General features: G+C 69.9%; 17 protein-coding genes. 9 read left to right on the top strand and 8 right to left on the bottom strand.

The genetic code is table 11. From position 1 onward, the window contains the following. Positions 1–410: 410 nt before the first annotated feature. Positions 411–1,166 carry a GntR family transcriptional regulator gene (locus tag ABZX90_RS37295; protein WP_355212624.1) on the bottom strand — a complete coding sequence of 252 codons (756 nt, stop codon included), beginning with the start codon at positions 1,164–1,166 and terminating at the stop codon, positions 411–413. Between the two features lie 162 nt (positions 1,167–1,328). Between ABZX90_RS37295 and ABZX90_RS37290 the strand changes: the two genes are divergently transcribed. From ABZX90_RS37290 to ABZX90_RS37275, 4 genes are all read left to right on the top strand, one after another. Then, positions 1,329–1,679, top strand: a complete 351-nt coding sequence (locus tag ABZX90_RS37290; RefSeq protein ID WP_355212621.1) for a hypothetical protein — start codon at positions 1,329–1,331, stop codon at positions 1,677–1,679. Further along, positions 1,679–2,980, top strand: a complete 1,302-nt coding sequence (locus tag ABZX90_RS37285; protein ID WP_355212618.1) for an FtsK/SpoIIIE domain-containing protein — start codon at positions 1,679–1,681, stop codon at positions 2,978–2,980. The genes ABZX90_RS37290 and ABZX90_RS37285 overlap by 1 nt, the downstream gene beginning before the upstream one ends. Next, on the top strand, positions 2,977–3,174 hold the full coding sequence (locus ABZX90_RS37280) for a hypothetical protein (protein ID WP_355212615.1): 198 nt from the start codon (positions 2,977–2,979) through the stop codon (positions 3,172–3,174). The genes ABZX90_RS37285 and ABZX90_RS37280 overlap by 4 nt, the downstream gene beginning before the upstream one ends. Before the next feature lie 300 nt (positions 3,175–3,474). Next, complete coding sequence (locus ABZX90_RS37275; protein WP_355212711.1) at positions 3,475–4,830, top strand: replication initiator; 1,356 nt, start codon at positions 3,475–3,477, stop codon at positions 4,828–4,830. 190 nt (positions 4,831–5,020) lie between these two features. Here ABZX90_RS37275 and ABZX90_RS37270 read toward each other — a convergent pair whose 3' ends face one another. The 4 genes from ABZX90_RS37270 to ABZX90_RS37255 form a co-directional block, all read right to left on the bottom strand. Continuing rightward, a complete protein-coding gene (locus tag ABZX90_RS37270) occupies positions 5,021–6,643 on the bottom strand; it encodes a recombinase family protein (RefSeq protein ID WP_355212708.1) in 1,623 nt (540 codons plus the stop codon). Then, on the bottom strand, positions 6,535–7,743 hold the full coding sequence (locus tag ABZX90_RS37265; protein ID WP_355212613.1) for an MFS transporter: 1,209 nt from the start codon (positions 7,741–7,743) through the stop codon (positions 6,535–6,537). Before ABZX90_RS37265 ends, ABZX90_RS37270 begins: the two co-directional genes overlap by 109 nt. A 40-nt stretch (positions 7,744–7,783) precedes the next feature. Further along, entirely contained in the window at positions 7,784–8,821 is a 1,038-nt protein-coding gene (locus ABZX90_RS37260; protein ID WP_351133853.1) for a hypothetical protein, read from the bottom strand. A 92-nt stretch (positions 8,822–8,913) separates the two neighbouring features. Continuing rightward, positions 8,914–9,957: a hypothetical protein gene (locus tag ABZX90_RS37255; protein WP_355212610.1), complete on the bottom strand. Its 1,044-nt coding sequence runs from the start codon at positions 9,955–9,957 to the stop codon at positions 8,914–8,916. 165 nt (positions 9,958–10,122) lie between these two features. Between ABZX90_RS37255 and ABZX90_RS37250 the strand changes: the two genes are divergently transcribed. Next, the gene (locus ABZX90_RS37250) at positions 10,123–10,575 is read left to right on the top strand and encodes a DUF4442 domain-containing protein (RefSeq protein WP_351133858.1); all 453 of its coding nucleotides are present in this window, start codon (positions 10,123–10,125) and stop codon (positions 10,573–10,575) included. Positions 10,576–10,736: 161 nt separating this feature from the next. On the opposite strand, the gene ABZX90_RS37245 is transcribed toward ABZX90_RS37250, so the two are convergent. Next, positions 10,737–11,141 carry a PaaI family thioesterase gene (locus ABZX90_RS37245; RefSeq protein ID WP_351133860.1) on the bottom strand — a complete coding sequence of 135 codons (405 nt, stop codon included), beginning with the start codon at positions 11,139–11,141 and terminating at the stop codon, positions 10,737–10,739. Between the two features lie 326 nt (positions 11,142–11,467). Between ABZX90_RS37245 and ABZX90_RS37240 the strand changes: the two genes are divergently transcribed. Further along, on the top strand, positions 11,468–13,330 hold the full coding sequence (locus ABZX90_RS37240) for a LamG-like jellyroll fold domain-containing protein (protein WP_355212606.1): 1,863 nt from the start codon (positions 11,468–11,470) through the stop codon (positions 13,328–13,330). Positions 13,331–13,484: 154 nt separating this feature from the next. Here ABZX90_RS37240 and ABZX90_RS37235 read toward each other — a convergent pair whose 3' ends face one another. Continuing rightward, positions 13,485–13,934 (bottom strand): MarR family transcriptional regulator, encoded by a 450-nt coding sequence (locus ABZX90_RS37235; protein WP_351133865.1) that lies wholly within the window; start codon positions 13,932–13,934, stop codon positions 13,485–13,487. A 78-nt stretch (positions 13,935–14,012) separates the two neighbouring features. Here ABZX90_RS37235 and ABZX90_RS37230 point away from each other — a divergent pair, with 78 nt between their 5' ends. From ABZX90_RS37230 to ABZX90_RS37220, 3 genes are all read left to right on the top strand, one after another. Continuing rightward, positions 14,013–14,840 (top strand): SDR family oxidoreductase, encoded by an 828-nt coding sequence (locus tag ABZX90_RS37230; RefSeq protein ID WP_351133868.1) that lies wholly within the window; start codon positions 14,013–14,015, stop codon positions 14,838–14,840. 193 nt (positions 14,841–15,033) lie between these two features. Then, positions 15,034–16,134 (top strand): NAD-dependent epimerase/dehydratase family protein, encoded by a 1,101-nt coding sequence (locus tag ABZX90_RS37225; RefSeq protein WP_355212602.1) that lies wholly within the window; start codon positions 15,034–15,036, stop codon positions 16,132–16,134. 180 nt (positions 16,135–16,314) lie between these two features. Beyond that, positions 16,315–16,965: a DedA family protein gene (locus ABZX90_RS37220; RefSeq protein ID WP_355212705.1), complete on the top strand. Its 651-nt coding sequence runs from the start codon at positions 16,315–16,317 to the stop codon at positions 16,963–16,965. A 5-nt stretch (positions 16,966–16,970) separates the two neighbouring features. Here ABZX90_RS37220 and ABZX90_RS37215 read toward each other — a convergent pair whose 3' ends face one another. Further along, entirely contained in the window at positions 16,971–17,501 is a 531-nt protein-coding gene (locus ABZX90_RS37215) for a gamma carbonic anhydrase family protein (RefSeq protein WP_351133872.1), read from the bottom strand. Positions 17,502–17,619: the final 118 nt, after the last annotated feature.

The raw sequence follows: 17,619 nt of genomic DNA, 5'->3' as shown, positions 1-17,619 counted from the left end.
GCACCTGGGCACGTCGTCGGCTGGAGAGACTTTGGGCGGGAGCTGCCATGGGGCGAGTGAACAGGGGGCCCTACGCTCGCCAGGCGGATCGGGCATGCACTGGTGCTGCCCGCGGTTGTGTCCGATGGGCCCCCTGTTCTTCGAGGCTCGCCCCATGGTGGCTGCCTAAAGTCTCGGAGGCCGGCGACCCCCGGCCCCGTGGACTCCTGCCCTCGGCGGCCGTTCGTCGCCTCAACTTCTCGGGCTCACTGCGGTGCGGGCAGTCGGGCGACCGGACGGGACCGGCGGCCACGCCGCATGCCCGGCCGGGGCGGCCGGGCTGCCCGGCGCGCCGCAGGCGCGCCCTTGAGGAAGTGAAGACGCATTCGACCGATCGCCATCGGCTCCCGACCGTGAACACGCCACGCGGGCTAATTATCGGCGTCGATCCGGTAGGTGAGTTCGGCGCGGGCTGCTCCGATGCGGAGTTCTTCGAGGATCAGGGCCTGGTCGTCGGTGCCGCAGGTGACGCGGGAGACGTGCAGGACCGGGGTCGCGTCGGGCAGGCGCAGAGTGGTGCGCTCGTCGGGCAGCGGCATGCGGGCCCGTACCGACTCCGACCACCACAGCTCGTGGCCGGCCGCCGTCAGCATGGCGTAGATCGCGGCGGGGGCGGCGTCCGGCCTCTTGCCGAGATCGGGCACGGCTTCGGCGGTGGCGAAGGGGATCAGGGTGCGGTGCATCGCGCGCGCTCCGGTGTCCGGGTCGGCGAGCAGCTGGTCACAGCCGAACAGCGCCTCTTCCGTCTGGAGTCCCAGCAGCTGGGCCGTGGCTTCGGTGGTGTGGGTGCGGTAGGTGTGCGGTTCCTCGGCCTGCTGCCACGTGGCTACGCCGTACAGCCTGAAATGCCCGGCCGGCGTCCTGCCGATGTGGCGGGAGATCGCGGCGGCGGGGCCGTTGTCGGAGCGTACGAAGCTGCCCTTGCCGTGGTGGACGTCGACGAGGCCTTCCGCGCGCAGAGCGGCGACGGCATTGCGGACGGTGGGACGCGAGACCTTGTAGCGCTCCATGAGCTGGGCCTCGGAGGGGAGCGAGGCTCCGGGCTCGTACTCGCCGGTGAGGATCGCTTCGCGGATCGCGGCGGCCACCTGCTGGTAGAGGGCTCCGGGGCGCTGGATCTCTGTCATCTCGGCATCTCCGGGTGAGGTCGTAGGCACGTCGCACGCGCGACATCACTCGTCAGCATAAGTAGTTGCACCCTCGCCGTACAGAGCCGCATAGTCATCACTCGTAAGGACAAGTGACGTCCGAATGTGTCGGACGTCCCGACTGGCCAAGGAGGCCACGCAATGCAGTCCATTCCCGTGGACACGGCACGACTGGGCGTACTGCGGTGCGCCATCACCCCCGAAGCGAAGATCAGCAACTTCGAGACACAGGAGGTCAAGAAGGACCGCGACGGCAACACGATCTACACCGTCGCCGTCACGGTGCGGCAGGACGGACGGCGGATTTCCGTCATTGAGATCGCGGTGGCCGGTGAGCCGAAGGGCATCGAGGAAGGACAGATCCTCAAGGTCACCGGTCTGACCGCGTTCGCCTGGGCCATGGGCGACCGGCACGGCATCAGCTTCCGTGCCGACGCCATCACCCCCGTCCACGCCACCCCCACACCGGCCAAGACCGGCGGCGGTGCGTAATGGGGCCGATCGCACTCGCCTTCGGGCTGGCCGCGCTGGCCTGGGTGCTCGTCGTCGGTGACCTGCTGCGCCGGCACCGTCCGGCCTGGCACTGGTACCTCGCCGGGTATCCGGTTGCCGCGTGCCGGGTGGTGTTCACCTGGCGCAAGGTCGCGATGCTCAACGACCTTTCCGTCTCCAGGCGTCCGCCCCGCGGGCTGCTCGGGGACCTGGTCGTCAAGGGCGATCCGCTGCGGCCGGTCACTCCTCGCCTCTCGTTCCCGCGGGCCAACCGCATGGGGCTGACAGCGACCGTCCGGCTGCACGCGGGTCAGACCCCGGCGACCTACATGAAGGCGGCGGACGCCCTCGTGCATGCGTGGAAGATGCACGCGGTACGGGTCACCTCGCCCGAGCGCGGCCTCGTGCTGCTGACCGCAACGGCAAGTGATCCGCTGGCACGGCCGGGCTTAGCCTCGGCGCCCGCCGCACTCCTGTCCGCCCTGATCGGTGTACTGGAGAGCGGCGGCGCCTGGGTCATGGACCTGCGACTCGTCCCGCACTGGCTCATCGCCGGCGCCACCCGCTCCGGCAAGTCCACCCTGCTGGCCCGGCTGATCACCCAGCTCGCCCCGCAGCCCGTCGCGCTGGTCGGCATCGACTGCAAGGGCGGCATGGAACTCGGCCTGTTCGCGGAACGACTCAGCGTCCTGACCACCTGCCGCCGTGAGGCAGTCGCCGTACTCACCGCGCTCGCCGTCGACATGCAGGACCGCATGAGTGTCTGCCGCACGGCTGGTGTCCGCTCGATCTGGGAGCTGCCGGAGAAGCTGCGGCCGGTGCCGGTCGTGGTGATCGTCGACGAGATCGCGGAGCTGTATCTGTCCGACGGGCGGCGCGAGAGCAAGGCGGAAGCCGAGCAGTGCTCCACCCTCCTCCTGCGCCTGGCCCAGCTTGGTGCCGCGCTCGGCGTGCACCTGGTCGTCGCCGGTCAACGTGTCGGCTCCGACCTCGGCCCCGGCGTCACCGCTCTGCGGGCGCAGCTCGGCGGCCGGATCTGCCACCGCGTCAACGATCCCGGCACGGCAGAGATGACGTTGGGCGACCTGAACAAGGACGCCGTGATCGTCGCCCAGTCCATCACTGCGAACGAACAGGGTGTCGCCGTCTGCTCCGGGCCCGAAGGCGGCTGGAGCCGGGCCCGCTCCCACCTCACCTCGACCGCAGAGGCCGCAGCAACCTCCAGGAAGTACAGCGCCCTGACTCCCGCACTGCCCGCCATCGTCCGTGCCCTCGCGGCGCTCGAAGGAGACGACAAGTGATCAGCACAGGTACGGCCGTGTCCCTCGTGGTGGTCTTCGGGATCATCACCTTCCTCCTCGTCCGCTCCCGCGATGTGCGCGCCTGGGAGGCGGTCTGCATCGCCCTGTTCGGCATGTACCTCGGCCAGACCCCCGTGAGCCTCACCATCAACGGCTTCATGACCTGGGGCCTGAGCGGCTTCGCCCACTTCTAGCCCGGCCGGAAGGAGCAACGCCATGCCCATGCCTCGCGTGAGATGCCCCGTCTGCAAGGGCGACGGAGCCCGCAGAACCTGGACCGGACGGCTTCACCGCTGCCGCGTCTGCCGGGGGACCGGAACGATCCGCTGACCCATCGAGCCACCACCTGACCACCGAAGGAGCAAGCCCATGACCGACAGCGCGCCACCAGCTATCACCCGTGCCGCCTCGGCGGCCCACCCCGGAAGGTCACCACCATCACACCCGAGTTCGCCTCGGCTGACAGGCGCGCCGCCCTCGACCGCGCGGCGCGCCTGCGTCAGCTCCCCGAAACAGACCGAGACGCCATCCGCATCGCCCAAGACCCCCAATTCACCCGCTGGCTCGACCAGATCACGGCCACCGGCGGGTGCGCGCACCCCGTGCACCTGTCCGGGTCGACGACCACCCTGGACAGTTCGACCGGCGAGATCATCCAGCACTACGACACCCGCAACGAGCCCGGTGAACGGCTCCTCATCCGCTGCCGCAACCGACGCTCAACCGTCTGCGCACCCTGCTCCCGACTCCACGCGGGCGACACCTACCACCTCGTCCGCGCCGGCCTCCTCGGCGGCAAGAACGTCCCCACCACGGTCCGCGACCGACCCCGGCTCTTCATCACCCTCACCGCGCCGTCCTTCGGACCCGTGCACCGTGATGGGGACCGCTGCCGTCCTCGTCGCGACCGCGGACGCTGCGAGCGCGGTCGGCCCCTCGGCTGCGGCGCCTTCCACGACACGGCCGATCCCCTCGTCGGCCAACCCCTTTGCGCCGACTGCTACGACTACACAGGCCACGTGCTGTGGCACGCACACGCCTCCAAGCTGTGGGACCGGTTCGTCATCGACGTGCGCAGGCGTCTGGCCACCTCGGCCGGCCTCGTACAGTCCCGATTCGCCGATCACGCCCGACTCTCGTTCGCCCGCGTCGCCGAGTACCAGAAACGAGCGGCCGTCCACGTACACGCCGTCGTCCGACTCGACGGACCGAACGGACCCGACGACGCACCCCCGGCCTGGGGCACCGCCGACCGACTCACCGACGCCGTGCGCGCTTCCGCCCGGCGGGTCCTGGTCCACACTCCCCACAGTCCCGCCGTCGGCGAACTCGATCTCCGCTGGGGCGCTCAGATCGACGTCCGGCTTCTACGGACTGACGGGCTTGGCCCGGACGACGACGCCGTAGCCGCGTACGTCGCCAAGTACGTCACGAAGGGCGCGAGCGAGACGGGGGCTGGCACCGACCACCCGATCACCACCCGCAGTGACGTCGAGTCGGCACCCGTGTGCGAACACGTCCGCACGCTCATGCGCACCTGCTGGCGCCTCGGCGGCATCGCCGAATACGAGCCGCTCCGCCTCCGGGCCTGGGCCCACACCCTCGGCTACCGCGGCCACATCCTCACCAAATCCCGCGCCTACTCGACAACGTACGCGGCACTCCGCGCCGAACGGGCGCACCACATGAGCCACGTCGACATGCCTGACGCGATTACCGAGCGGAACTGGCGCTATGTCGGCTCTGGCCACACCCCCGGGGCTGCACTGCTGGCTGCTGGCGTCGCCGAAGACATCGCCATGAGCCGCGAGATTGCCCAGGAGGAGCGGGCTGTCCAGGGAGGTGGTTGAGTGCCGGGCAAGCGTGAAGCGGATGAAGATCAGGACATGGCTTGGGCTCGGGCGCATGCGCGCAAGTCGGCTCCTTGGTCTGATGCCCAGTGGCGCCGGATGAACGCTGCTCTGGGCATTGAGGTGTTCGTACGCGATGGAGCCCGCCACCATCGCCGTAGGAAGTGACGGACTCCGTCCGCTCCTGGTGCTACGTCTCGGCGTAGACCGGAACCAGGCGGTCACGCAGCAGTACTCGTCGCCCGCTCCCGACAGGCTGAACGACCAGAGCCGTCAGAGTTCGGGCGACGTAGGACCGCCGCTCGGCAAGGGTGATTCCCTTTCGATCCCACTCTTCGGCCATGTCGATGGATTCGCCCTCGGCAGCGAGAGTCTGACGGCGCCACGCGTTGCGTTCTCTCTTCAGGCGTTGTTCCTCAGCCTCGTACTCCGCAAGGTCGGCGTAGTAGCGCTCGGCGCTGATCTTCCGTGCTCTGCGGGCTACCCTGAGATCAGCGATGTCCTCGCCGATGATCTTCCACTCGGCTTCCTTCGGCCATTCCTGCGGCACCTTCACGGCCTGCCGCTCGCTGGCCTCCTCCTCGTACTTCGTGATCACCAACTTGCGGATCAGCTCGTCCGTCTCCGGGCCAGGGATCTTGACCCCGCCGCATCCCCTGCCTGTGGTCTTCGCCGGGCACACGTAATAGAAGTACCCTTCCGGCTTCCCCCGGCTCGGCGCTGCCTTCATCGCGCGCAGCAGGGAACCGCAGTCCTCCTTGCCGCAGCGCAGAGTGCCGGTGGCCAGATAGACACGGGCGTTGAGGCCGCCCCCGCGCATCGGGCCGTCACCGATGATCTCTTGGATTGCGTCCCACTCGGACACCTCCAGGATCGGTGTCCACTGTCCCGTGACGGGCTTGCCCTTGTCGTCGTGAGCGATCTTCAGATGTCGGATCTCGCGGCCCGACTCCTCATCGAACTCGATGACGACGTGTGATCGATACCCGCACAGACGTGGATTGCGCATCATGTCCCTGAGACCGATCCAAGTCCACGGGTTGCCCTTCGAGGTGGTGATCCCCTCGCGGTTCCAGTCGGCAACGACTGCGTGCCACTCGGCGCCGAGGATGAGGCGCTTGGCCGCGCCGCGTATGTGCTTCGCCTCGGTCGGGTTGAGCGTGCGTTTGTCGTCCTGCCACCCGAAGGGACGCGTCCCGCCTACGGGGATGCCCCGGTCCCGCCGTGCCTTGTGATTTCGGCGCACCCGGCGAGCGGTGTCGGCCGACTGCTTGTTGGCCATGGCGACGACCACACGTGCCATGGCGCGCCCGTTGTCCGTCAACAGGTCCAGGGTGCCCGTGATGTCGATGATCGGGCGGTGGTAGTGCTCCACGGTCTCGATCGCGTCTTCGAGGTGCCGGGGGTCGCGGGTCAGACGGTCGATGTCGTAGACGATCAACCCGTCAACGCGCTCACCGTTCGGGGCCTTTCCCTGCTTCAGGTCCTCCAACGCGCCCTCATACACGGGCCGTACGACGCGATAGCCGATGCTGCCGTCGGGCAGTTGTACGCGCCGGCGCTTCCATGCCGACGTGTCCGGCTCCATGTACGTGTGCACGTACCGTCCGCCTCGGCTCTCGACGAACTGTCGGCCGTCCCTCTCCTGCTCCTCGGTGCTCTTGATGTCCCTGCCGGTCATGAACCTGGGGCGGGACGAGCCTTCTAAGCTGTCATCAGAAGAGAGTTCGCCCTCTGCCTCCTCGGTCGACAGGCGGGCCAGACCGGCCCAGTTCTGCCCTTCGAGGTCCCCCCAGTGCGCTCGCTGTACCAAGTCGTCAGCCATACAAAGAGGTTACGTTCGCGGGGGTGCTGCGCCGTCATCCAGGACACGCCGAACACCTCGATCGCCAGACCGCTGACGAACATCACGGCGTACAGCGGCCCCACCGGCACGGGGACCGCGAGGGCGGCGGCGGGCGCCGCGAGCGGGAAGACGCACAGGGTGCCCGCGAACAGCAGGCGACGCGGCTTCCAGCGGGTCATGAGCAGCGCGCCGCCGACGGTCCCGGCGCCGAACGCGCCGAGCGCCAGGCCCCAGGGCCCCGCACCGCCGAGACTGTCCCGGGCGACCAGCGGACCGTAGACCGCGTCGGCCGCTCCGACGACCGCGACGACCACGGAGAACTGCGCGACGATCGTCCACAGCCAGGGCCGCCCGACGAACTCGCGCCAGCCGTCGCGCAGATCGGCGAACAGGCCGCCGCCGGGCTCGCGCGGCGGTATGTGACCGACGTCGAGGAACGAACGCAGCGCCCCGGCGACCGCGAACGCCACCGCGTCCACGGCCAGCACCCAGCCCGGCCCGATCACGGCCACCAGCACGCCGCCGAGGGCCGCGCCGCCGAGGCCCGCGCCCTGCATCGCCATCCGGAACATCGCGAACGCGCGGCTCGCCTGCTCACCGCGGACCGAGGACATCAGCATGCCCTCGGCGGCCGGGTTGAAGAACGCCTGACCGGTGCCGCCGAGCGCGGACAGCAGCATCATCTGCCACAGCCGTGCCTCACCGGAGATGACCAGGACGGCGAACGCCGCCTGCGACACACAGTTGAGTGCGTTGGCCGCGACCATCACCCGGTGCCGCGGCAGCCGGTCCGCGACCGCCCCGCCGATCAACAGGAACAACACCAGCGGCAGGGTCCGCGCCGCGGCCACCAGGCCGACGTCGCCGCCGTCGCCACCCGTGTCGAGCACCGCGAACGCCGCCGCGATCAGGGCGCCCTGGCTGCCCAGGTTGGTGACGACCGCGGCGGCGGTCAGCAGGGTGTAGTTCCGGCCCGCCCAGGAAGGGCGGCGGGAGTGTCGGGGGAGGTCGGCGGCTGAGGTCACCGGGAGACTATCGCCGCCCGGTGCCCGACTTGCCAAACCCATGGCCAGGAGGCTCGGAACCCTGTGCGCCCGGGGGCAGGGCTCAGGAGTCCGTCGGGTCGCCGTGCAGTCGTACGGTGCTGAGGATCTTCTTCACCGTCGCGTCCGAGACCTCCTCCGAGACGCCCTTGGCGCCGTAGAACGTCCAGGACACGAAGTCGCCCACCGAGTTCTTGAAGGCGAACGTGGTCGCCTTGCCGTCGGAGTCGCACTTGCCCTTCTTCGCGACGCCCGCGGAGTACGTCGTCGCGACGCTGCCCTTGATGCCGGAAGCCGTGGTGTACGCCTCGGGCTTGCCGACCTTCAGCAGCTTCTTCGAGGCGGTCTTCTGGTCGGTGTAGCCGCCGAAGACCCACCACGCCGCGTCATTGCGTGCCACGTCGTCGGTGTTCTTGGCGCCGCTCTGGCCCTTGGTGCCCGCGGCGGCCAGCGACGTGTCGCTCGCGTAGCCGTCCTTGTCGTCGTCCGACGAGCACCACTTCTCCTTGAGGAACGCGGGCGCGGACATGCCGATGAGCACGGAGCCGTCGCCCTTCTTGTCGTCCTCGAAGCCGATGAAGGTGCCGGGAGTCTTGACCTCCCAGTCCGCGGGGACGTCGAAGGCGGTGCCCCACTTCGGGTTCACCACGACCTTCCAGCCGGCGATCGTCGGCTTCTCCTCGTCGCCGCCGCGCGGGTTGTCGTCACTCCCGCTCGCGCTCGGCGACGTCGAGGCCGATGCCTTGGGGGACTTGGACGCGTCGCCGCCCGCGTTGTCCTCCTTGCCGCCATCGCCCAGGACGAGGAATCCGGTGACGGCGGCGGCGATCACGACGGCCGAGGCCGCGACGATCGCGGTGATCTTCGTCTGGTTGCCGCCACCGCTACCGCCGCCGGGTACCTGGGGCGCGCCGAGGGGATCCGACGGGGCTCCCCACTGCTGCTGTCCCGGCTGTGGTTCGTAGGGACTCGGCTGCGGATACCCGGTCTGCTGGTATCCGGGCTGCTGGTACGGATTCGGCTGTTGGTACCCCGGCTGCTGGTACGGGTTCTGATCCTGCGGATTCTGCTCGCCCCCGGGCGGCTGCTGTCCTGGCCACATGGCCGGTAACGATAGAGGGGCTGGTGACCCGAGTGCCACGGCGGTCCCCGAAACGACCGCTCCGCCAGGCCACTTGCCCCATTGATCCCGGCTCAGGACTCCGTCGGATCACCGTGCAGACGTACGGTGCTCAGGATTTTCAGAATGGTGGCATCGGGGATCTCGTCCTTCACGCCGGTGGCTCCGTAGAGGTTCCAAGCGACGTAGTCACCCACGGAGTTCTTGAACCCGAACGTGATCGCCTTGCCGTCGCTCGCGCACTTCCCCTTCTGGGGTGTGTTCTTGGACCTGGCCCAGGCGACGCTGCCCGTGACGCCCGATTCCGTGGTGTACGGCTTGGCCTTCTTGTCGAAGGAGAGGCTCTTCTTGTCCGGCTGGGTGTAGCCCCCGAACACCCACCAGGGGACCTGGTTCACGGCGACCTCGTCGGCGCTCTTCGCACCGCTCGCGCCCTTGGTGCCCGCGGCGCCGAGCGCGGTGTCCTCCGTACGGCCGTCCTTGTCGTCGTCGGACGAGCACCACTTGGACTTGAAGTAGGCGGGCGCCGACATCATGATGAGCGGCTTGTCGTCCGCCGTGGCGTTGTCCTTCTCGAAGCCGATCGAGGTGCCGGGCGACGCCACCTCCCAGTCCGCGGGGACGTCGAACGCCGTGCCCCACTTGGGATTGACGACGACCTTCCAGCCGGCGACCGTCGGCTTCTCGCCCGCACCGCCACGCGGGTCGTCGTCGGAGGGCGACGCGCTCGGGTCCGCCGGGGCGCTCGTCGAGGGCTTCCTGTCCTTGCCCGTGTCGCCGCCATCGGCCTTGTCGTCCTTGTCGCCGCCGAGAACGAGAACGCCGGTCAGCCCGGCCGCCACGACGACGGCGGTGGCCGCCACGATCGCGACCACCTTCGTCCGGTTCCCGTTCCCGCGCGGCGGCTCGGGCTCGCCCGCGGGCGACGGGACACCCCACTGCTGCTGCCCCGGCTGCGGTCCGTACGGGCCCGGCTGCTGGTACCCCGGCTGCGGGTGCCCGGTCTGCTGGTACCCCGGCTGCTGATAGGGGTTGGGCTGCTGGTACCCCGGCTGCTGGTACGGGTTCGCGTCCTGCGGGTTCTGCTCGCCCCCGGGCTGCTGCTGTCCTGGCCACATGGGCAGTCACCTTAGTGGCGCCTGTGAAACGTTTCGGTCACCGCGTCTCGTCAGGCCTGTACCGGTGCGCGGTCCCGCCCGCACCGCTGATCGACACCGTTGATCGACTTCAGCGCCGGGCGAGAGGGCTGGCCAAGAATTGCTACCCATGGGTAACATCGCGGTATGAGCGCAGACCAGATGACGATCGGCGAGATGCTCGCCGCGACCGTGCCGATGGCCCGGACCCTGAACCTCGAGTTCGTGGAGACCACTCCGGAGAAGGCCGTCGTGGCGCTCCCGGACCAGGGCGACTTCCACAACCATGTCGGTGGACCGCACGCCGGAGCCATGTTCACGCTGGGGGAGTCGGCGAGCGGAGCGATCGTCCTCGCCGCCTTCGGGGACCAGCTCTCCCGCGCCGTGCCGCTCGCGGTCAGTGCCGAGATCGCGTACAAGAAGCTCGCGATGGGTCCGGTCACGGCCACCGCGACGCTCGGGCGGCCCGCCGCCGACGTCGTCGCGGAGCTCGACGCGGGTCAGCGCCCCGAGTTCCCCGTCGCCATCGCCATCCAGCGCGCTGACGGCGCCGTGACCGGCGAGATGACCGTGATCTGGACGCTCCGCCCGAACGGCTGAGACGCACCTCGCGGACGGGGCCCTGATCGGGGGAGTACGACCCGATCGGGGCCCTCGGCCGTTGCGCCGGGGTCCTCGCCGGGGACGGTGAGCCGACGCCCTGCTCCGCCCCCCGACTCCGCACTCCGGCACGGGCACCCCGATCCGGGTCCCGTCCCCGGTCAGCCGCGCGGCACCCGCACGGCGACCGTCTGTGTGACCCGGGTGCAGAGCCGCCGCTGGTCGTCCTCGATGTCGCACTCCACGACCGCCGTGTCGCGTCCCACCCGCAGCACGCGGGCCTTCGCGTACGCGGCTCCCTCGCGCACGGGGCGCAGGAAATGGGTGGTGGAGGTGGTGGTGGCGGGAACGGCGCCCGCGGGGCCGTTCAGTGCGGCGCAGACCGCCGAGGCGACATCGGCCAGGCCCATCAGCGCGCCCCCGTGCAACCCGCCGCCCACGGTCGACAGTTCGGGCACGAAGTCGAGTTCGGCGTGCACTCCCTCGGCCGACAGGGCGGTGAAGCGTACGCCGAGAGTCCTGGCGTAGGGGGCCATGGCGTAGATGTCTTCGGCGGTGACAGTCACATCGAGCTCCTTGGGGGAGGGGGCGGGACGGCAGTCGATGATCTGTTCTATCAACTCCCGTGTGACTGGCGGGTGTTCTGGGACAGGAGAGATCCTGTGTGATTCCGGTTGCACGCCCCGGAACCGCGTGCCGCGCGCCTGCGGAACCGCGTGCCTGCGGAACCGCTGCGAAGTGCCCTCGGGAACCGTGTGCCGCGCGGCCGGTCGCCGTGCCGAGCGCCAATCGTGCGGCGAACACAACGCACCGTTCAGCTCATTGCCACTGCCCGGCCATGGCCGATCAGGACCGTGCCGTCTGACCCCAACCTCGCTCACCTGGAGAGCATATGAGCACGGCAGGACAGCAGAACGGGCCGGGCAGACGGGCGTTGCTGCGCGCGGCGGTCGCCGTACCGGCGGCCGGCGCGGCGACAGCGGCGTTCGAGGCGACCCCCGCGCAGGCCGCGACCGCAGGCTGGGGAGGCCGGTTCGACACCGAGAGCCCGCGCTTCGCGCTGGCCGTCCTCCCCGACACGCAGTACCTCTTCGACGCCGACAGCGCGGACCCCGCCCCGCTGCGGGAGACCTTCCGCTACCTCGTCGCGGAGCGGGCCGAGGCGAACATCGCCTTCATGACGCACCTCGGCGATGTCACCGAACACGGCACCGAGGACGAGATCGGACGCGCCGCCGACACCTTCCGCACCCTCCAGGGCAAGGTTCCCTACAGCGTCCTGGCGGGCAACCACGACATCCCGTCCTCCACGGACGACCAGCGGGGAGCCACGGCCTACCTCGCCGCGTTCGGCCCCGAGCGCTATGCCTCCATGCCCACCTTCCGCGGCGCCTCCCCCGACGGCTACAACAGCTACCACGTGCTGAGCGCCGGGGGCCGGGAGTGGCTGGTGCTCGCCCTGGACTGGCGGGTGTCGGACAAGGGGCTGCGCTGGGCGCAGGGCGTCCTGGACGCCCACCCCACGCTCCCCGCCGTGCTCACCACGCACGACATCGCCTGGTCGGACGACGACGGCAAGGCCCAGCTCTCGGACAACGGCAGGCGACTGTGGGACGGCCTCGTCCGGGGCAACGACCAGATCTTCCTCGCCCTCGGCGGCCACTACTGGCCGCCGGGCCGCACCGTCCTGTCCAACGGCGCCGACAACGATGTCCACGTCCACATCACCAACTACCAGGACCGCTACTACGGCGGCGCAGGGATGATCCGCACCTACGGCTTCGACCTGGTCCGGGGCGTCATCGACGTCGAGACGTTCGCACCGTGGTTCCTCGCTCGCGACCCGGAGAAGCGGACCCCGCTGGAGGCCGAGACCATCGAACTGAGCGGCCCCGTCGACCGGTTCAGCCTGCGCGTCGACTTCGACGAGCGCTTCAAGGGCTTCGCCCCGGTCGTCCCGCCGAAGCCGCGCCCCGCCTCCGCGGTGATGCCGCGCGGCACGGTGGCGTACTGGCGTTTCGACGGCTCCGGGACTGCGGCGGGCGCTCCGGTCGCGGACGGCACGGTCGTACGGGATCTCACCGGCCGTGGGAACGACCTGACCGTCAGCCGCCTGAACACGAGCGGCCCGGACGTCCTGACCCGGTCGGCGGACCATCACCCCGGCCAACCCGCGCACGCCAGCCTCCACTTCGACGGCGGCAAGGGCCCGGACCGCGGAGCTGTTCTGACGACCGGGCCCCATGCCGCCCTGAACAGCGCGAAGTTCACCCGCGGCTACACCATCGAGACATTCATCCGGCTGCCGGAACCCTTCGAGGGCGACCACGCCTGGATGGGGATCCTCAGCTGGGAGGGCCGCAATGGCGACGCGGGAAAGACGACCGGCTGGTCCCCGCTGGAGCCCACGTGCAGCCTCAACCTCTCGCCGGAGCGGTTCCTGCAGTTCGTCGTCTATCCGGAACAGCAGGACGCCGACCCGACGTCGTGGAGTCACGCCCTCCCCGTGGGCCGCTGGACCCACATCGCCGTCGTCAACGACGGTCGCCGCACTGTCCTGTACGTCGACGGCTCGAAGATCGCCCGCAATCCCACGCAGCCGTCCACCGGGATCGCGACGCTGGGCAAGCCCTTCGTCATCGGTGCCACCCAGTTCGACGAGCGCTTCGGGCAGGGTTTCTACGGCTGGATCGGCGACACCCGCATAGTCGACCGTGCCCTGCCCGTACGGGACTTCCTCACGTCCTTCGCCTAGGAACTGTCCTGGACGCCCTCCCCTGACCACGGCCACTCGCCAAGGCGCCCGGCCGGTCCGGCAGTTCGGGCCGGGCCGGCCGGGCGTCCGGGGGAGTGTCGCCGACAGGAGGAATGCGTCCGTGCCCCCGCGAGGGCCGGGACCCCTGGCACGGTCAGTACTTCAGCTTGAGGAGGATGCGAGCCAGCTCTTCCAGCTCGGCCGGCTCCAGCTTCTCCGACAGGGCGGGTGCCAGCGCCTCTCGGCGGGCCCGGTCCGCACGCTCGAAGAGGTCCCGGCCCTCCTCGGTGATGGTCACCTCGACGGATCGGGCGTCGGCGGCCGAGGGGGCACGGGAGACCAGGCCCCGCGACTGGAGCGCGTCGATGACGCGGGAGACCTGGCTGCGGCTGATCAGCGCGCAGGAACCCAGATCGGTGGCCGACAGGGGACCGCCCTGGTGATAGAGCCAGAGCAGCACCTCGAACCAGGACGCCGGCAGCCGGAAATCGTGTTCCAGGCGGGCGCTCGCCCGTGCGGTGAGAGCGGCGCCCACTCCGACGATGCGGTAGTACGCCTGGTCCTCGACCGCCAGCTCCGCCTGCTTCAGCTTGATCTCCGTCACGACACGAGTCTACCCAGTTGCGTGCGCACGCACGCAACCCTAATATGTGTGTGTACACGCAATCATGGAGGCTCTGTCATGAAGATCGCTCTTGTCACCGGCACGTCCACCGGCATCGGCCTGGAGACCGCCGTCCTCGCCGAGAAGGCCGGCTACAAGGTCGTCGCGACGATGCGGGACACCGGCAAGGCCGGGCCGCTGCGCGAGCGGCTGCCCGGCGTCGACGTCCGCCGGCTCGACGTCACGGACCCCGACTCGGTCGCCGCCTGTGTCGACGCGGTGATCGCCGACCACGGACGGCTGGACGCCCTGATCAACAACGCGGGCGCCGGGCACGTCGGCACCATCGAGCTGGAGAGCGTCGACGACGTCCGTGCCTCGATGGAGGTCAACTTCTTCGGCGTCGTCCAGGTGACCAAGGCCGCGCTGCCCCATCTGCGCGCCTCCCAGGGGCGGCTGATCACCGTCACGAGCGTCGGCGGTGTGGTCGGCCAGCCGTTCAACGAGGCCTACTGCGCGGCCAAGTTCGCCGTCGAGGGCTGGATGGAGAGCCTCGCCCCGGTCGTCGGCAGGCTCGGCGTCGCGGTCAGCGTGATCGAGCCCGGCGCGGTGGCCACCGAGTTCGTCACCAACGTCCGCGCCGACCGCGACATCGAGGCCCTCGTCGCCGGGGCGGGTGTCTACCAGCCGGTGATCGGCGCCTATCTCGACCGCACCGCGAAGTCGTTCTCCGCGGCCCAGAGCGCGAGCGAGTGCGCGGAGGTCGTCGTCGGCGCGCTGGTGGCCGACAAGCCCCTGTTCCGCTACCAGAGCTCCGCGTGGGCGGCCGGCTTCACGGGGGTCAAGCTCGCCGACGCCGACGGCTCGGCCGTGCAGGACCTCACCGCGTCCTGGCTGGGGGAGTGAGCACGGGGCTGTGACGCGGAACTCCTGACGGAGGGGCCGCTGCTCCGCGGATGGCCCGCCGCGCATGTCTGTTCCCTTCACGGCGGCGATGCCCGACCCTGGCCTACGGGCGGCGCGTCCGTCGGCCCGTAGCCCGGGCGATGCGCCGGGGCCCGGGAAAGACCGGGAAAGACCGGCAATGAGGAGTACGAGCGTGGGCGTACGCGGGCGGACGGCCGTCCTGGTGACCGGTGGCAGCGGGTTCGTCGGGAGCCATCTGGTGCGGCGGCTTCTGGAGCGGGGCTACCGCGTCCACACCACCGTCCGAGGGACAGCGAACGCGGCGAAGGTGCGGCCGCTCCGGGACATGCAGGACACCTTTCCTGGAGCGCTGACACTGTTCGAGGCGGACCTGCTGGCCGAGGGCTCCTTCGACGCGGCGATGAGCGGCTGCGGCGTGGTCTTCCATGTGGCGTCGCCGTTCCTGATGCCGGAGAAGATCAAGGACGGCCGCAGGGACATGGTCGACCCGGCCCTGCTCGGCACGCGCAACGTGCTGGCGGGTGTGGAACGGACACCGACGGTCGAGAAGGTCGTCCTCACCTCCACCGTCGGCGCGATCTTCGGCGACTACATCGACGTCCGGAGCATGGACGGCGGTGTCCTGTCGGAGAAGTACTTCAATACCACCAGCACGCTCGAGAACAACCCGTACCACTACGCGAAGACCCTCGCGGAACGGGCGGCGTGGACGGCGGAGGCCGCCCAGGACCGCTGGCGTCTGGTGTCCGTCAATCCCGGCCTGATCCTCGGCCCGTCCCTCACCCCCGCATCGGAATCCGGCAGCCTGTTCCTGCTGGAGGAGCTGTTCAAGGGCTACTTCTTCTACGGCGCACCCGATTTCAGCTTCACCACGGCGGACGTCCGTGAGGTGGCCGACGCGCACATCGCGGCGGCGGAGCACCCGGAGGCCAAGGGCCGCTACATCGTCGCGGCGGAGACGATGACGTCCTTCCACGACATGGCGCGCGTCATCCGGAGCCTGTATCCCCGCGGCCTCCGGCTGCCCCGTACCGCGCTCCCGCACTGGCCGGTCCGCGTCCTGGGTCCGGCGTTCGGGCTGACCCAGGACTACATCCGCAAACACCTCGGCATCCGGTTCCGCGTCGACAACAGCCGGAGCGTCGGGGAACTGGGGATCACCTACCGCCCGGTCGAGGAGACCCTCCTCGACCACTACGAGGCGTGGCGGCGCCGGCGCGGGGCCGCCGACGGACAGCGGACGCGTGCCGATCGAGCGGGTCTCGCGTCATGATCGCGCGAAGTCTTCGGAGCGCGGACGTCACACGGTGCCCGGTGTGACGAGTCGCACGTCCGGGTGGCCGTTCAGGACGACCAGGTAGGCTTCCCGGCGGGCGCTCCGGGGAAGCGCACCCCGGTGATCATGCGAAACGCGGTCGCCGGGGTCAGGCACACCAAACGGGAGGAACCGGCGTTGCACGTCCAGGACTGGCTCGAGACGGTGCCTGCGGTCAGTATCTACGCGCTCGTGGGCCTGGTCATCGGCCTGGAGAGCCTGGGTATCCCGCTGCCCGGAGAGATCGTCCTGGTCTCGGCGGCGCTGCTCTCCTCGCAGCACGAGGGCATCAACCCGGTCATCCTCGGCGCCTGCGCCAGCCTCGGGGCGATCGTCGGTGACTCCATCGGATACGCCATCGGTCGCAAGGGCGGACGCCCGCTGCTCGCCTGGCTCGGCGCGAAGTTCCCCCGGCACTTCAGTGAAGGCCATGTCGCCACGGCCGAGCGTTCCTTCCAGAAGTGGGGCATGTGGGCCGTCTTCTTCGGCCGCTTCATCGCCCTGCTGCGGATCTTCGCGGGCCCGCTCGCCGGTGTGCTGCGGATGCCGTACTGGAAGTTCCTGATCGCCAACGTCCTCGGCGGCATCATCTGGGCCGGTGGCACCACCGCGGTCATCTACTACGTCGGAGTCGTCGCCGAGTCCTGGCTGAAGCGCTTCTCGTGGCTCGGTCTGGTCGCCGCGGTGCTCATCGGTCTCGCCTCGATGCTGATCGTCCGCCGCAAGGCGAAGAAGGCGGCGACGGAGAACGGTGCGGCGGAGCCGGAGCCCGTCCCCGCCGCCGAGTAGCGCGTCTACTCGTGGATCTCGCGGTGCGCCTTCGCCAGCTCGACGTAGAAGGCGCCGTTCAGCGAGAGGCCCTCGCGCTCCTCGTCGGTCAGCGGGCGCTTGACCTTGGCGGGGACACCCGCGACGAGTGAGCCCGGCGGGACCCGCATCCCCTGGGGCACCAGCGCCTGCGCGGCCACCAGCGAGCCGGTCCCGATCACGGCCCCGTTGAGCACCGTGGCACCCATGCCGATCAGACAGTCGTCCTCGACGGTGGCGCCGTGCAGGACGGCGTTGTGGCCGATCGAGACCCGCTCCCCGACAGTGATGGGGAAACCGGGGTCCACGTGCAGACTGCAGTTGTCCTGCACGTTGCTGCCGGCGCCGATGACGATCGGGCCGCAGTCGGCACGCAGCACCGCGCCGTACCAGACGCTCGCGCCCGCGTGCAGCGTGACGTCCCCGATGACCACGGAGGTGGGCGACACGAACGCCTCCTGGTCCACCTGCGGATCCTTGCCGCCGATTCCCTTGATCAGCGCCTGCTGCGTCGTCACCGTGTCACCGTCTCGTCGTCTCGTGGTCCGGTCCCTCCGGGCACACCGGCACGGTATGCCATCGCTCCCCCCGGTGGGGCGCCATCGCCCTCGCCCCGCGCTCGCCCCGGTGGGGCGA

The sequence above is a fragment of the Streptomyces sp. NPDC002935 genome, assembly GCF_040611295.1.
Lineage (GTDB): Bacteria > Actinomycetota > Actinomycetes > Streptomycetales > Streptomycetaceae > Streptomyces.
Note: the sequence above shows the minus strand (reverse complement) of the source record. Positions and strands in the feature narration are given on the sequence as shown.

What these genes read in the sequence shown, in the direction of transcription:
- ABZX90_RS37260 (WP_351133853.1), bottom strand. Translation starts at nt 8,821, where the DNA reads ATGTGGCCAGGACAGCAGCCGCCCGGGGGCGAGCAGAATCCGCAGGAT.
- ABZX90_RS37285 (WP_355212618.1), top strand. Translation starts at nt 1,679, where the DNA reads ATGGGGCCGATCGCACTCGCCTTCGGGCTGGCCGCGCTGGCCTGGGTG.
- ABZX90_RS37230 (WP_351133868.1), top strand. Translation starts at nt 14,013, where the DNA reads ATGAAGATCGCTCTTGTCACCGGCACGTCCACCGGCATCGGCCTGGAG.
- ABZX90_RS37240 (WP_355212606.1), top strand. Translation starts at nt 11,468, where the DNA reads ATGAGCACGGCAGGACAGCAGAACGGGCCGGGCAGACGGGCGTTGCTG.
- ABZX90_RS37265 (WP_355212613.1), bottom strand. Translation starts at nt 7,743, where the DNA reads ATGGGTTTGGCAAGTCGGGCACCGGGCGGCGATAGTCTCCCGGTGACC.
- ABZX90_RS37255 (WP_355212610.1), bottom strand. Translation starts at nt 9,957, where the DNA reads ATGTGGCCAGGACAGCAGCAGCCCGGGGGCGAGCAGAACCCGCAGGAC.
- ABZX90_RS37250 (WP_351133858.1), top strand. Translation starts at nt 10,123, where the DNA reads ATGAGCGCAGACCAGATGACGATCGGCGAGATGCTCGCCGCGACCGTG.
- ABZX90_RS37290 (WP_355212621.1), top strand. Translation starts at nt 1,329, where the DNA reads ATGCAGTCCATTCCCGTGGACACGGCACGACTGGGCGTACTGCGGTGC.
- ABZX90_RS37295 (WP_355212624.1), bottom strand. Translation starts at nt 1,166, where the DNA reads ATGACAGAGATCCAGCGCCCCGGAGCCCTCTACCAGCAGGTGGCCGCC.